This is a genomic window from Amphritea sp., assembly GCF_050300915.1.
Classification (GTDB): Bacteria; Pseudomonadota; Gammaproteobacteria; order Pseudomonadales; family Balneatricaceae; genus Amphritea.
This window is the reverse complement of sequence record NZ_JBNKYN010000103.1, coordinates 1-13,731: the sequence shown is the minus strand read 5'-3', so window position 1 is coordinate 13,731 and position 13,731 is coordinate 1. Positions and strand designations below refer to the sequence as shown.

Annotated in this window: 14 protein-coding genes, 1 tRNA gene and 1 other RNA gene; 5 read left to right on the top strand and 11 right to left on the bottom strand. The window is 54.1% G+C overall.

Going from position 1 to position 13,731, the window contains the following annotated elements; genetic code table 11:
- Positions 1-120: 120 nt before the first annotated feature.
- Together ACQY8X_RS19190 and ACQY8X_RS19185 are read left to right on the top strand one after the other, a co-directional pair.
- A tRNA-Lys gene (locus ACQY8X_RS19190) sits at positions 121-196 on the top strand.
- A 40-nt stretch (positions 197-236) separates the two neighbouring features.
- Positions 237-363: non-coding RNA, RtT sRNA (locus ACQY8X_RS19185), on the top strand.
- A gap of 227 nt (positions 364-590) precedes the next feature.
- Here ACQY8X_RS19185 and greB read toward each other — a convergent pair.
- Together greB and ACQY8X_RS19175 are read right to left on the bottom strand one after the other, a co-directional pair.
- A complete protein-coding gene (greB, locus tag ACQY8X_RS19180) occupies positions 591-1,100 on the bottom strand; it encodes a transcription elongation factor GreB (protein WP_428036740.1) in 510 nt (169 codons plus the stop codon).
- Between the two features lie 196 nt (positions 1,101-1,296).
- Positions 1,297-2,283 (bottom strand): YeiH family protein, encoded by a 987-nt coding sequence (locus ACQY8X_RS19175; RefSeq protein ID WP_428036739.1) that lies wholly within the window; start codon positions 2,281-2,283, stop codon positions 1,297-1,299.
- A gap of 164 nt (positions 2,284-2,447) precedes the next feature.
- Between ACQY8X_RS19175 and ACQY8X_RS19170 the strand changes: the two genes are divergently transcribed.
- Positions 2,448-3,317, top strand: a complete 870-nt coding sequence (locus tag ACQY8X_RS19170; RefSeq protein WP_428036738.1) for a LysR family transcriptional regulator — start codon at positions 2,448-2,450, stop codon at positions 3,315-3,317.
- A gap of 103 nt (positions 3,318-3,420) precedes the next feature.
- Positions 3,421-3,855 (top strand): hypothetical protein, encoded by a 435-nt coding sequence (locus tag ACQY8X_RS19165; RefSeq protein WP_428036737.1) that lies wholly within the window; start codon positions 3,421-3,423, stop codon positions 3,853-3,855.
- A 79-nt stretch (positions 3,856-3,934) separates the two neighbouring features.
- On the opposite strand, the gene ACQY8X_RS19160 is transcribed toward ACQY8X_RS19165, so the two are convergent.
- The 7 genes from ACQY8X_RS19160 to dapC all read right to left on the bottom strand — a co-directional run bounded on the left by ACQY8X_RS19160 (position 3,935) and on the right by dapC (position 9,361).
- The gene (locus ACQY8X_RS19160; protein ID WP_428036736.1) at positions 3,935-4,321 is read right to left on the bottom strand and encodes a hypothetical protein; all 387 of its coding nucleotides are present in this window, start codon (positions 4,319-4,321) and stop codon (positions 3,935-3,937) included.
- 11 nt (positions 4,322-4,332) lie between these two features.
- On the bottom strand, positions 4,333-4,647 hold the full coding sequence (locus ACQY8X_RS19155) for a hypothetical protein (RefSeq protein WP_428036735.1): 315 nt from the start codon (positions 4,645-4,647) through the stop codon (positions 4,333-4,335).
- 3 nt (positions 4,648-4,650) lie between these two features.
- Positions 4,651-5,487, bottom strand: a complete 837-nt coding sequence (locus ACQY8X_RS19150; protein ID WP_428036734.1) for a putative RNA methyltransferase — start codon at positions 5,485-5,487, stop codon at positions 4,651-4,653.
- A gap of 5 nt (positions 5,488-5,492) precedes the next feature.
- Positions 5,493-6,632, bottom strand: coding sequence for a succinyl-diaminopimelate desuccinylase (gene dapE, locus ACQY8X_RS19145; protein ID WP_428036733.1), 1,140 nt, complete (start codon positions 6,630-6,632; stop codon positions 5,493-5,495).
- Between the two features lie 93 nt (positions 6,633-6,725).
- The gene (gene dapD, locus ACQY8X_RS19140) at positions 6,726-7,757 is read right to left on the bottom strand and encodes a 2,3,4,5-tetrahydropyridine-2,6-dicarboxylate N-succinyltransferase (RefSeq protein WP_428036732.1); all 1,032 of its coding nucleotides are present in this window, start codon (positions 7,755-7,757) and stop codon (positions 6,726-6,728) included.
- A gap of 30 nt (positions 7,758-7,787) precedes the next feature.
- Complete coding sequence (locus ACQY8X_RS19135) at positions 7,788-8,132, bottom strand: ArsC family reductase (RefSeq protein WP_428036731.1); 345 nt, start codon at positions 8,130-8,132, stop codon at positions 7,788-7,790.
- An 11-nt stretch (positions 8,133-8,143) separates the two neighbouring features.
- Positions 8,144-9,361 carry a succinyldiaminopimelate transaminase gene (gene dapC / locus ACQY8X_RS19130; RefSeq protein WP_428036730.1) on the bottom strand — a complete coding sequence of 406 codons (1,218 nt, stop codon included), beginning with the start codon at positions 9,359-9,361 and terminating at the stop codon, positions 8,144-8,146.
- A gap of 181 nt (positions 9,362-9,542) precedes the next feature.
- Between dapC and ACQY8X_RS19125 the strand changes: the two genes are divergently transcribed.
- A complete protein-coding gene (locus ACQY8X_RS19125; RefSeq protein WP_428036729.1) occupies positions 9,543-9,896 on the top strand; it encodes a PilZ domain-containing protein in 354 nt (117 codons plus the stop codon).
- 31 nt (positions 9,897-9,927) lie between these two features.
- Here the strand turns inward: ACQY8X_RS19125 and ACQY8X_RS19120 are convergent, their stop codons facing one another.
- Both ACQY8X_RS19120 and ACQY8X_RS19115 read right to left on the bottom strand, forming a co-directional pair.
- Positions 9,928-13,074, bottom strand: coding sequence for an efflux RND transporter permease subunit (locus tag ACQY8X_RS19120; protein ID WP_428036728.1), 3,147 nt, complete (start codon positions 13,072-13,074; stop codon positions 9,928-9,930).
- 3 nt (positions 13,075-13,077) lie between these two features.
- On the bottom strand, positions 13,078-13,731 hold a 654-nt coding region (locus ACQY8X_RS19115; RefSeq protein ID WP_428036727.1), incomplete at its 5' end, for an HlyD family efflux transporter periplasmic adaptor subunit.

The window sequence follows — 13,731 nt, the reverse complement described above, 5'->3', positions numbered from 1 at the left end:
GTCGTTAGCTCAGTTGGTAGAGCAGTTGGCTTTTAACCAATTGGTCATAGGTTCGAATCCTATACGACCCACCACTTTCTCTCAGGAGAACAGTGGAATGGGGAAAAAGAAGTTTGGTGTGGGTCGTTAGCTCAGTTGGTAGAGCAGTTGGCTTTTAACCAATTGGTCATAGGTTCGAATCCTATACGACCCACCACTTCTAAATTAAGCCGCTTAATTGCGGTTTTTTTATGTCTGTAATTTATGGCACATACAGGATGAGAACCTAAGGTTCGAGCCGAGCGCAGCGAGACAACGCCGGAGCCCGCGACGGCGGCCCGCAGGGCAAGCGCGTAGCGCGTAGTAATCCTATACGACCCACCACTTCTACTAAATAGCCACCGCAGGGTGGTTTTTTTACGTCTGTAGAAAAGTAATCGAATGCTAAACGTACAGGATGAGAACCCGTTCATTACAAAAATGAGGTTCGAGCCGAGCGTAGCGAGACAGCGCCTGGCAGGGCAAGCGCGCACTCTTAAGTCTTTTTCTAGCAACTTCAGGCGCAAAGCGCCGTTCTAGCAAGCGACGCAGTCGCGTCTAGCTACTTGCTTCTAAGTGTCTTCCCGATACTCTATCCCGGTAATCTCATACCAGGTTTCGTTGCCATCGGGGCGGAGTATGTAAAACTCATCACCCAGGTGCTTTTTCAGTAGTTGACGGGCCATGGGCGAGTCCATGCTGATATAGCCTGCAGAATCGCCAATTTCGTCAGGGCCGACGATGCGGTAGCACGCTTCTTTATCGTTCTCGTCCAGTACGGTTACCCAGGCACCAAAAAACACCGTGTTGTGGTCGTCAGGCAGGCGGTCAACAACGGTTAATACATCCAGCCGTTTAGAGAGGTAACGAACTCTGCGGTCTATTTCCCGAAGCTGTTTCTTGCCGTAGATATATTCGGCATTCTCCGAGCGATCTCCCTGAGCGGCGGCTTCTTTAACCGATTGGGTTATGGCCGGACGTTTTACTTTCCACAGATATTTTAATTCTTCATCCAGACGTTTTGCGCCTGCCGCAGTGATATAGCGTGATTGTGGCTGACCCGGTGGCCGATAGCGTCCCATCTTTGATTATTAACTCTCAGACATTATTGAAAAAGGCGGTTGAACCGACTGACAGACAATTCTACTTTAATCCGTATCGGAGAGCTCGTGAATAGAAAGTTCAGGAGTAAAGCGTTTGGGCGCTTATTCCGTCAAGGGAAGTAAAAACTACCGCCCCGGGAGGGACACTCATCTGCCGGGGCGTTCTTGCTAGCGTTTACACCGTAATCAGCCACTTGTTTAGCAGATAGCCGCCAAAGATCAGCAGCAGAAACAGTATTAATGCCAGTAACAACGGCTTAGCTCCAGCTTGTTTAATAGTTACCCAGCGGGTTTGTAAACCCAGTGCTGCCATTGCCAGCGCCAGACTGAACTGGCTGGTCAGTTTGATGATGTTAAGCAGTGGAGCAGGTATCGCTATCAGGCTGTTCACAGCGGTGGCGGCGATAAAGCCGAATACAAACCAGGGGATGATGATTTTACCGCTACCGGTCTGCTCGCTGTCTGTGCGGCGCAGACGGGAACTCAGCAGGAGGATGAAAGGGGCCAGCATCATCACCCGGATCAGCTTAACCACCACGGCGGTTTGCAGTGTGTCTGTACTGATGGATTCACCAGCTGCCACCGCCTGCGCCACTTCATGTACGGTGCTGCCGATATAGACGCCAAACGCCTGTTCGCTCATGCCGGCAAACTGGTAGACCAGCGGATAGCTGAACATCGCCAGGGTACCGAACAATACAACGGTGGCGACCGCAACGGTGACATGCTGCTGTTTCGGCTTGAGGACTGACTCTGTCGCCAGCACCGCCGCCGCACCGCAGATGGCGCTGCCAACGGAGGTGAGGATGGCAACATCGCGGTGTAGTTTGAAAACCTTAATGCCGATCCAGGTGCCTGCTGTGAAAATGGTGAAGATGGTTAATGCATCCAGCAGCAGAGCCTGCCAGCCAACCGCGAAGATCTGTTCCAGACTCAGGCCAAAACCAAACAGAATGATGCCGCTGCGTAATAACCGTTGCTGGCAAAACAGGGTGAAGCGACTGTCGCCAGAGGTGGGTGTGCGCTGATCGAAATGTCCCCAGATCATGCCCAGCAGAATAGCCAGGGGCAGAGCGCTGAGACCCATTCTGGCAATTGGCTCCAGGCTGGCGAGTCCGAGGGCCAGTGCGGCGATAATGGGAAGCAGGACAGGTCTTGGCATGGTCAGGACTCTACTTATGTGCGCTCCGATTAAGGTTGTAAAACCCCTGGTGGGTGGCGCTGTTCGTTGTTTAATGGCGGCTTGATGAATAGGGCTATCTTCCAATCTTTTATATATTAAGTAAAATGGATGTTTCTGAAACAAGATATAAGTAAAATCGAACAATGAATCTATCTCTGAGACAGTTGAGGATATTTGAAGCAACCGCTCGCCTGGGCAGACTGACGGCAGCGGCGGATGAGCAGGCATTGAGCCAGTCGGCCGCCAGTCAGGCGCTTAAGGAGCTGGAGTCGGCACTGGGTTACCGGCTGTTTAGTCGTAACAGTCGGGAGTTGGTGATAACGGATATTGGCCGGGATATTCTGCCGCGGGTGCGGGATATTCTCATCAATGTCGATAGCCTTAAAACCCCTTATAGTAGTGGTGTCAGTGGTCCGTTCCGGGTGGCTGCCAGTGTCACTATCGCCAGTTATCTGTTTCCCTGGCTGATGGCGGAGTTTGTTGAGCGCTTTCCCCAGGTTGAACCGGATCTGCAGATTGCTAACACCCGGGGTGTTATTGAGCGGCTGGAGAAAGGTCAGGCACATATCGGTCTGATCGAAGGCCCTGCATCGCACGCGCAATTGCAGATCATCCCCTGGAAAGGTGATCAGCTACAGGTGTTTTGCAACCCAGCCCATCCTCTGGCTCAGAGTGGCAGAGTCAATGTGGAACAGATGGCCGGGCAGCGCTGGATTCTGCGTGAGCAGGGGTCCGGCACCCGGGAGGTATTTGACCGGGCGCTGCAGAAAGTGGATGGGCGAGTGGTCACGGTGATGGCTCTCAATCGTCAGGAGGCGATTAAGCAGTCAGTTAAAGCGGGGCTGGGTCTTGGCTGTCTGTCGCAGTTAGCGATTGCTGAGGAGTTGCGCAGAGGCGAGCTGATGGTGCTGCAGACGCCATTAGAGCTTTCCCGGCAGTTGTCGGTGGTGGTGCAGCCGGAACTCTGTGCCAGTCAGCTGGTGCAGGCGTTTATCGACTTCCTGGCCGTGTAAAACCGGAGCGAGTAAATAATAAGTCTCAGAAAATACTCAAGAAATCCCTTTGCAGGCCGAAGCATAACTGACCCTATTTAAATCCCGGTGTTGTGGTTATCTGATGCAGATCGAGCGGCTTGAACAGTTAGAACAACGGATCGAGAACTATACCTCGTCGTTGACCCATGCGGTCAATGAGGGGCGTGGTGCGCAGTTCTCTATGTTGTTAAGTCTGATCAATGCCACTGAGTATCAGGCACAGAAAAGCAGAACCGCGAGCGACGGGTTTAGTCTGCCTGAACCCCGGTCGCTGGAATATCCCGATCTTGATTCGCTGTATACCGATGAGGTAGTTAGCCGCCTCAACAGTGCAGTGAATAAAAGCAATGTGGGTGATTTTGCATATGTGCTGAGTCATCTGTCGGTGCAGGAAAATACGCCGCTGAAAAGTGTCTCTGCGGCGGATGATTTTGCCCGTATCGGTCTGGCCTCTGCAGGCCGGTTAATGCTGAATGAGATAGACCGCTCGGGTCAGCAATTCAGCGCCCAGGCTTAAGCGGATGACGTTATCGGGCCGGTTGTTTTTCAACAGACGGCCGTTAAACGCTTAATTAAAATGCCAGGGAGGTAAATATCTACGTTCGCCAGTGAATCTTTTCCACCGTCTCCTGCTCGATCCGCCACCACTCATCGGGATCATCCCCGGATGTCCAGCCACTGGCGATACAGCGTATCTCGGTGTCCAGTTCCTGTGCGGCCTGTTGAGCGCAATCAAGATCTTTGATCCAGGGGGTCTGGTCGGAGTTAAACCAGATGCTGGTCCAGGCTTTGCCCGAGACCTTCTCATGGATCATCACCGGGATCTCGCAGCCATTAATGACCGCCAGAAAATGATGCACCTGGCCCTGTTCAAAATCCCGTTGGAGCGAATCACAGAGGCTCTCCAGCCAGCGGCTAATCCGGTCCAGTGAGCGGTCTTTAATGTAGATCTCAATATCGGGGTGACGTTGCTCTTCGGTCATGGCGGTGCTCTTCAGTCATGGCGTTGGTCGGGGTCAGGATCAGACTTTATATCGGTTAACAGGAACCGGAAAATTCGCAGAATGCTCAGGCAAATATAGCCGAATGCCGCCACGATTGCGCCGCAAATTGCAATAATAAGGCCGATCAGAGCGATAATCTCTCGCGTAAGGCTTTCCTGCAGCAGAAATTGCGCGACAACCAGTATGATAAAGCCGAGCATAAAGATGCCGATGCCGCTTAGCAGAATAGTCAGATTCTGCTTTACCTTGTCAGCGCGGCGGATAAGACGTAAGCGCAGACGTTGTCTGGCATTGCGACTAAGCATGTTTCAGCGTCGCTTGAAACGGGCCAGACAGACATCGAGGGTCAGCTCCAGCTGATGCAGTTCTGCCAGGCGTTCACGGGAGGTCTGATTGATCCGCCAGCCGTGGGGTGTCATCGCCAGTAACTGGCTGATCTGGGTCTGGTCGGGGAGGGTGAAACGGTATCTGACCTGTTCGGTGTCCAGATGCTCAAATTGTTCTCCCAGAACTGTCGCCGGGTTGAAGCCGGAGTGGCGCACCTCTGCGTAGATCAGTTCGCGCAGTTCAAGCAGATGGCCTTCCCCCGGATAGGCGATCAGCAGCTCTGCGTCTGGTTTCAGCGTGCGGCAGAACTCGTCTGGCATCAGTCGGCTGAACAGCACTGTGATCAGATCCAGTGAGGCGTCAGCAACCGGCATACGTGCGCCGGACGCCACCATCCAGGTGATGGTTTTACTCTGACTGCAGGCGGATTTTACCGCATGCTTGGAGATATCCAGTCCGGCCAGCTGATAATCAGTGGCGCTCTTTTCCAGCTGTTGCTGCATACGGCAGGTGTAATAACCTTCGCCACAGCCCATATCGAGGATGCGGGGGGCTGAATGCTCAGCGGCCAGCGCTGCCAGCCGGGTGGCGATGCGGTCTGCCAGCGGCTGATAGTGACCCAACGAAAGAAAATTACGTCGTGCCAGCACCATCTCCGCATTGTCGCCGGGGTCTTTCGAGCGCTTTTGATTGGCCAGTAGCAGGTTCCAGTAACCCTGTTTTGCGGCATCGAAACTATGGCGTTCCGGGCATTCCAGATGTTTGCTATCTCCCTGCAAGGGTTGCAGGCAGACCGGACAGTTCAGTGCAAAGGGCATCCCGGTTACCGTACCAGCAATCTGGCCATGATGTTTTCATAGAGTGATGAGAGAGTGTCCAGATCATCGGCTTTGACCCGTTCATTCACTTTATGGATGGTGGCGTTAATTGGCCCCAGTTCGACCACCTGTGCGCCAGTTGGTGCGATAAAACGGCCATCGGAAGTACCGCCGGAGGTGGACAGCTCGGTATCCAGACCGGTGACCGATTTAATCGAATCAACGCAGGCATCTACCAGGTCACCATGATCAGTAATAAACGGGTTGCCGCTAAGGGTCCAGTTGATGTCAAAGTTCAGGCCGTAGCGGTTAAGGATAGCGTAGGTTCGCTCTTTGATCTCATCGGCAGTAACCTCGGTAGAAAAACGCAGGTTAAACTGCACATCGATATGCCCCGGTACCACGTTGGTCGCCCCGGTACCGGCGTGAATATTGGAGATCTGCAGGCTGGTCGGCGGAAAGAACTCGTTGCCCTCATCCCAGAGTTCAGACGCCAGATCGTGCAGCGCGGGCGCTGCCATATGAATCGGATTTTCAACCAGATGGGGATAGGCGACATGACCCTGGACCCCACGGATGGTCAGATCACCACTGATTGAACCCCGGCGACCGTTTTTGATAACATCACCGACCTTAACGGTGCTGGAAGGTTCGCCAACGATGCACCAGGTAATCTTTTCGTTGCGGGCTTCGAGGTGGTCAATCACCCGGGTGGTGCCATTGACGAACGGCCCCTCCTCGTCACTGGTGATCAGCAGGGCGATTGAGCCATCATGATCAGGGTGGTGCTCAATAAAGCGCTCCAGGGCGGTGATAAAGGCTGCCAGGCTGCCTTTCATATCGGCAGCACCACGGCCACAGAGAAATCCATCCTCAATCACCGGCTCAAAGGGTGGGTGGTCCCAGTTAGCTTCCGGCCCGGTGGGCACGACATCGGTGTGTCCGGCAAAACAGAACAGCGGACCTTGCGTTCCCCGGCGCGCCCAGAAGTTGCTGACCTCTTCAAACTGCAGGCGTTCAATGTGAAAGCCTAACGCTTCCAGACGTTCGATCATCAGTTCCTGGCAGCCATCATCTTCCGGAGTGACTGAGCGCCGGGAGATCATCTGTTTGGCCAGTTCGAGAGTGGCAGAGAGTTGGGACATTGGCTTTACCTTAGCGCCGGGTGGCAGTTGGAGAGGAGGATAATGGGGTGCTGCGATCGGCAGCACCCAGAGATTAAAGCAGTAACAACAGGCTTAGTTGTGTGCGTGTAGCTCTGCGTTAAGCTCAATCGCCGACTTGTTGGTCTTCACTTCGATGCGACCGGTCTGTGAATTACGGCGGAACAGCAGGTCAGGTTTGCCCGCCAGTTCAGCGGCTTTTACCGTGCTGACTTCGTTGTTCTGGTCATCCAGTACCGTGACTTTAGAGCTGGCAGTAATGTACAGACCCGCTTCAATGGTGCAGCGGTCGCCCAGTGGCAGACCCAGACCCGCATTGGCTCCCAGCAGGCAGTTTTCGCCCACTGAGATAACGACGTTGTTGCCACCGGACAGAGTTCCCATGGTGGAGCAACCGCCGCCCAGATCGGAGCCGTTACCAACCACAACACCCGCAGAGATACGACCCTCGACCATGCTTACGCCCAGTGTGCCGGCGTTAAAGTTGATAAAGCCTTCATGCATCACTGTGGTGCCTTCGCCAACATGTGCGCCCAGACGGACACGGGAAGTCGCGGCAATACGGGTGCCGGCAGGAACAACGTAGTTCGCCATTTTCGGGAATTTATCCACCGAATGCACATCAATGATACGGCCCTGCGCGCGGGCGGCCAGCTGACGCTTTGGCAGGTCGGCCAGAGAGATAGCGCCTTCATTGGTCCAGGCTACATTAGGCAGCTTGCCGAACATGCCGTTCAGGTTCAGGCCGTGGGGCTTAACCAGGCGGTGCGACAGCAGGCTTAGCTTCAGGTAAACCTCTGCGGTTGAGACCGGGTCGCTATCGGTTTCCAGAATGGTCAGAATCATTGGCTGATGAGTACCTTTGCAGATCTCGACGATCTCGGCCTGGTCTTCGGCATCAATTGCCAGAAACGCCGCTTCCAGATCGCGCAGTTGTTCCGCTGTCAGCTCAATTGCCTGGTTGCCACCGGTGTAGCCTGCTTTCTCAACAGCGGTATTGATCAGTGCCTCGGAAGGGTTAAGCAGGGGGCTGTTAAAATATACTTCCAGTAACTCACCGTCTGAAGACTTAGTGCCGATGCCCAGACCGAATGCAAATGTACTCATTGTTTGTAACTCCATAGAACTGGTTAAAATTTATGTCAACAGAGCGCTGTAATCGCTCTCTTTGAAGCCCACCTGAACGTGGTTGTTATGGCTCAGCACCGGACGCTTGATCAGCGTCGGTGTTGCCAGCATCTCGCGCACCGCAGAGGCTTCATCAATACTATTCTTTATCTCGTCACTCAGAGCGCGCCAGCTGGTACTGCGTTTGTTTAACAAAGCTTCCCAGCCCAGTGCTGCGACCCATTCACGCAGTTGCGCTTCGCTCAGTCCGTCTTTACGGAAATCATGAAAACGGAACTCGACACCGTTGGTTGTCAGCCAGCGCTGCGCTTTTTTCACCGTATCGCAGTTTGAAATACCATATAGCGTTGTCATTCTCTGCTCCTTCAGGCGTTCAGTGACTCAACGTAGCGGCGAATTCGCTGCGCGCCTTCGACGCATTCTTCCAGTGTCGCCACCAACGCCATGCGCACAAAGCCTGCGCCCGGCAGATCGCCATTCTGGTCCTCCCTGGACACGTAGCTGCCCGGCAGAACGGTCAGGTTTTGCTGAGCAAACAGTCCCTGAGTGAACTGGTCATCAGGAATCGGCGTGGCGGCCCAGAGATAGAAACCGGCATCGGGCATCCTGACATCCATCACCGGCTCAAGAATATCGAGCACTGCGGCAAATTTTTCCCGATATTTATCGCGGTTATCCAGTACATGGGCCTCATCGTTCCAGGCGGCGATACTCGCCAGCTGAACCGGAATTGACATGGCGCTGCCATGATAGGTGCGATAGCTGGTGAATGGACCAATAAGAGCAGCATCACCGGCAACAAATCCCGATCTCAGGCCCGGCAGGTTAGAGCGTTTTGACAGGCTGTGGAAAACGATACAGTTTTTGTAGTCATGACGACCCAGTTGCGCACAGACTTCCAGTAGTCCCACCGGTGGTTTCGCTTCATCAAAGTAGATCTCTGAGTAGCACTCATCGGAGGCGATAATAAAGTCATACTGGTCGGACAACGCGATCAGTTTAGTCAGCGTTTCGGCGTCTGTAACTGCCCCGGTGGGGTTACTTGGGGAGCAGAGGAACAGCAACTGGCAGCGCTGCCAGACGGTCTCGGGCACCGCATCAAAATCAGGCACAAAATTGTTATCGGCGGTGCAGCTCAGATAATAGGGTTCTGCACCGGACAGATAGGCTGCGCCCTCATAAATCTGGTAAAACGGGTTGGGCGATAACAGCAGCGGTGTTGCCTCGGTGGCCGGCGCTCTGTCGATAGCGCACTGGGTAAATGCAAAGATCGCTTCCCGGGTACCCAGTACCGGTAATACATGATCGGCTCCGGTGAGGCTGCCCGGCTGTAATTTAAATCGACGGGTTGCCCAGTCAGCGATGGTCTGACGCAGCTCAAGGGTACCGGCGGTGGTTGGATAGTTGGCCAGTTTGTCCAGATTCTGGCTCAGTTCATCGATCACAAAAGCGGGAGACGGGTGCTTTGGTTCGCCGATAGACAGCGCGATATGTTCAAGCTCGGTTGGTGGGGTTACCCCGGCTTTCAGCTTAGCCAGTTTTTCAAATGGGTATGGCTGAAGCTTCTGCAGATCTGAGTTCATTGAAATGCCTTGTAATTGCCGCTGACAAAAGAGCAGAAATTATACCGGATGGAACGCGGCAGGCCAATGAAAGCAACCATCTATTGAAGTTTATCTGCGATGGCCGATTACATAAGTGACATCTGGCGATTTACGACATAATCTAACTCAGTAACAGAGTAGTAGCGGGGAGTTGGTAAGCGTGCTTACAGAGAGTCGATTCCACCCTAGGGTAGAAACAGATTTTGAGGTTAAAGTGGGCATACCGGGGGATATTACCGGTGCCCGGGTTATCAATATCAGTGTCGACGGTCTCGCTATTTGCGGGGATCGGGCTCTGGAGCGGGTGTTAAAAACCGTTAATGGCAACGCCAAAGGCGTGAATGACCATGTTGTCAGCTTTAGTATGCCCGAGGGTGAGTTGAGTGAAGTCTGTCGCCTGGTTCATGTGCGGCGGCTGTCTCAGAATCGGTTTGAGTTTGGCATGAAGTTTGTTGCTCTGCACCCTCAGGATATGCAGATCATCTCAACCTATATCGAACGCCATTTAGTCTGAACTGGCAGCACTGCCCGGCGAACCGGGCGGTTCAGGGTTGCACAGGCGTCTTAGTGCGGTTGAGGAGCGAGTGAAACAGGGCTTTGCCATTCTCCAGCATCACCAGCAATGCTGGTACAACCAACAGAATCAGCATCGTGCCGAACGCCAGACCAAACACCAGTGAGGTCGCCATCGGAATCAGGAACTGTGCCTGTAGCGAGGTTTCGAACAGAATCGGCGTCAGACCGGCAATAGTGGTCAGTGAGGTCAGCAGTACCGCTCGCAGACGCCGACAGGCTGCTTCGACGATTGCGTCGTGAACACTCATTCCCTCTTTACGCAGCTTCTGATAGAAGGTAATCAGAACGATGGAATCGTTGATGACGATGCCCGAGAGACCAAAACAGCCAAAGAGCGACAGAATTGTCAGATTCTGTCCCGTCAGCAGGTGTCCGGCAATTGCGCCAGTCAGCCCCAGAGGGATCGCCAGCATCACCGCCAGCGGCCAGCTGTAGGATGAGAACACCCAGCTAAGAATAATAAAGATCAGCAACAGGGCAATTAACAGCCCCATCTTCATATCCGCGAGGGTCTCCCGCTGGTTTTTGTTTCGCCCTTCAAAACTCGCCTGAACGCCGTACTCTGAGGTGATCTGCTGTAGTTTTCCAGCGTTCAGGTCGGCGATTATCTCGTTAGCATTGGCGATTGCTTCATCGAGATCGGTGGTGATCTTAATCGCCAGCTGGCCATCGACCCGTTGTAAGCGGTCCAGCCCCTGTTTATCCGAAAATGTCACCACATTCGCCAGCGGAGCGCTGCCGCCATTGGGTAGCAGAATTGGCAGATTCTCCAGAGCGCTGAAACGGTCCCGCTCACTGTCCGGCAGCACCACTCGGACCTCAACCTCATCTTCACCTTTGTTGAAGATCTGCACCCGCTGACCATCAAAGGAGGCTCTCAGCTGCCGACCGACCGAGTTAAGGGTCAGGCCGGCGGTTTTGCCTGCGGGAGTCAGTTCGTAGATCAGCTGAGATTTACCATAGGGCAGATCATCATCAACGTTGCTGACACCGTTGTACTGACTAAGCACATCCTGCACCGCCAGTGAGGCTGATTTCAGCTTATCGACATCGGAACCGACCAGTTTCACTTCGAGTGATTTGCCGGGAGGGCCGGAACGGTTCAGATCAATTGTGAATTTTTCAATGCCCGCAGGCAGGATAATCTTACTGCGCCATTTTTTAATGATCTCGCCGTTGGTGATAGTGCGACTGTCGATGGGGGTTAGCTGTACATACAAAGCCCCGAACTCATCGCCCTGGCTGGAACCCTGGCTGGTGCGACTACTATTGGTTTTACGATGAATTTGCAGCGCCATTTTCACCAGATTGCCGCCCAGTTCCGCTTCGGTTTGGCGCAATGTCTGATCCAGCTGTTGCAGGAACTTATCCACCTGATCTGGGCTACTGCCGGAGGTAAACTGGATGTTGGCATTCAGGGTTTCCATCTCCACCGCGGGGAAGAAGGTGAATTTGATCTGACCACTGCTTACCAGGCCGACGGCAATAATAAATGCAGCAAAGGCGGTCGTGACGGTTATCCAGCGAAACTTAATCGCATTTTCCACCCAGCCACGGAACCGGCCGTTCTTGAAATTATTGAACAGGCTATCCAGTTTAATCCGGGTTTTTGACGGATGCAGGTCGGCGGCTTTATGCAGACTATGATGCAGATGACCGGGGAGAATCAGGAAACACTCCACCAACGAGGCTATGATGACGCAGATCACCACGGTGGGGATATCGATCAGAATATTGCCGATAATGCCGCCAATCAGCAGTAACGGCAGAAACGCCGCAATGGTGGTGAGGGAGGAGGCCATCACCGGTGCCAGCATCCGCTGTGCACCACCGATAGCCGCTTTCAGGCCGGGTTCGCCCATCTGCAGATGGGTGAGGGTGTCCTCGCCGACGACGATGGCGTCATCGACAATAATACCCAGCGCCATAATCATGCCGAACAGACTGATCATATTGATGCTGCCGCCAATGCCATACAGCACTGCCAGCGTGGCCATAAAGGACACGGGAATCCCAACGGTCACCCAGAAGGCGACCCGGGCATTGAGGAACAGGAACAGGGTGGCGATCACCAGAATCAGTCCGCCCACACCATTCTTAATGAGCAGATTAATCCGCTCCTGGATCGCCTCGTAGCCCTCATCAAAGGCGATCAGTTGAATATCCGGTGGCAGGGTCGGTTGCCGTTCGCTGAGCCAGTTGCGCATTATTTTTGCGGCTTTGAGGGTGTCTTCGTGCTCTGTACGGCGAAGCAGTAACTGGATTGCCGGTTGTCCCCGATAGGAGATATAGGTTTGATTGTCCTGATTACGCCAGTCAATGGTGGCAACATCGCCGAGGCGCAACAAACGGCCATCTTTGGCGGTAATCAACGGCAACTGACTAAAGCCTTCCACATCCCGTTGCTGGCTGAGGCTGCGAATCTGCCGTGAACCATCCCCCTGGGCAGCGGTGCCCGCTGGCAGGTCAACGCTGCGCTGATTGATAATCTGGGCGACATCACTAAGGCTCAGGCCGAGTTCATGCAAACGGCTGGAGGGGATCTGAATAGCGATCTCCTCCTCCGGCATGCCGACAAAGTCTATTTTACGGATGCCGCGTTGTAGCAGCTCGCGCTCATACTGGCGCGCCAGAACCCGCAGCTCCTGTGTGGTGGCTTTGTCACTGGTAATCAGTATTCTGGCGATATCATCGTAGCGGATCACCCGCTGTACAATCGGCTTTTCCGCATCCGCTGGCAGGTTGGTGATGCCATCGACTTTCTGTTTTACTTCGTCGAGGATGTAAGCAACATCACTGTTCTCCTCCAGTTCGAGGCGGATCGAAGCAGACCCCTGGGTAGCGGTTGAGTAGAGTGCATCGATACCGTTGACGGACTTCAGTTCCCGCTCTATGGGCAGAATGATCGAGCTTTCCACATCTTCCGCTGCCGCACCACTCCAGGGTACCGCGATAGTGATAATATCCAGTTCAAAGGTGGGAAAAAATTGGGTGTTAAGTTTTTTCAATCCCCAGATGCCCGCCAGTATCATCAGCATCATCAGCAGGTTGGCGGCCACCCGGTGCTCGGTAAACAGGGTGATCAGGTTTTTCAGCGGCCCTTGAGTGGTCGACATAACTTACTTCGCCCCGCTCGGAGCCGAAGCTGGTTTTACGTCAGGTTTGGAACCCGCCTTGGCATCAGTCTTTTTGCCTGCGATCTCAACCAGCAATCCGGTCATGGCATTCGGCAGCTGGGTCGCCAGTATCTGCTCGCCGGGCTGGAGGGTCGCACTGCGCACCAGTACTTTCGATTCGCCCTGAGAGTCGCGGATGTCGCCAACCCGCTCGATGGTGGCCCCTTGCAGACGGTTATCTTTGACGGTGTAGATGCGGTCGGTGCCGAAGATCGCCTGTGGCGGCAGGGCCAGCAGATTGTCCTGCTCCGGCATGGTCAGTTCCAGTGACAGTGAGCGACCCGGTTCGCCGCGATAGTTATCGGAGTTGATGCGAAATAGTGCGTCGACACCGGCACTGCCGTTATCGACAGCGGCAGCAAAGCGTTCAAGGGTCAGGGCAAGCGGCTGACCATCCAGTGTTGCTGTGGCGACAATGGTTTCACCGCGCTGCAGTTGCTGCTGCAGTTGCGGCAGGTAGCGGTTGGGGATCTGTGAACGTACCTCAAGGGTGCTGGTGTCATACAGCGTTAGTAGTGTATCACCGCTGCGCACCCGCTCACCGGCGGCTACCCCAATGTCTGCGATACGGCCGGTAAAGGGCGCGGTTATCTGGCT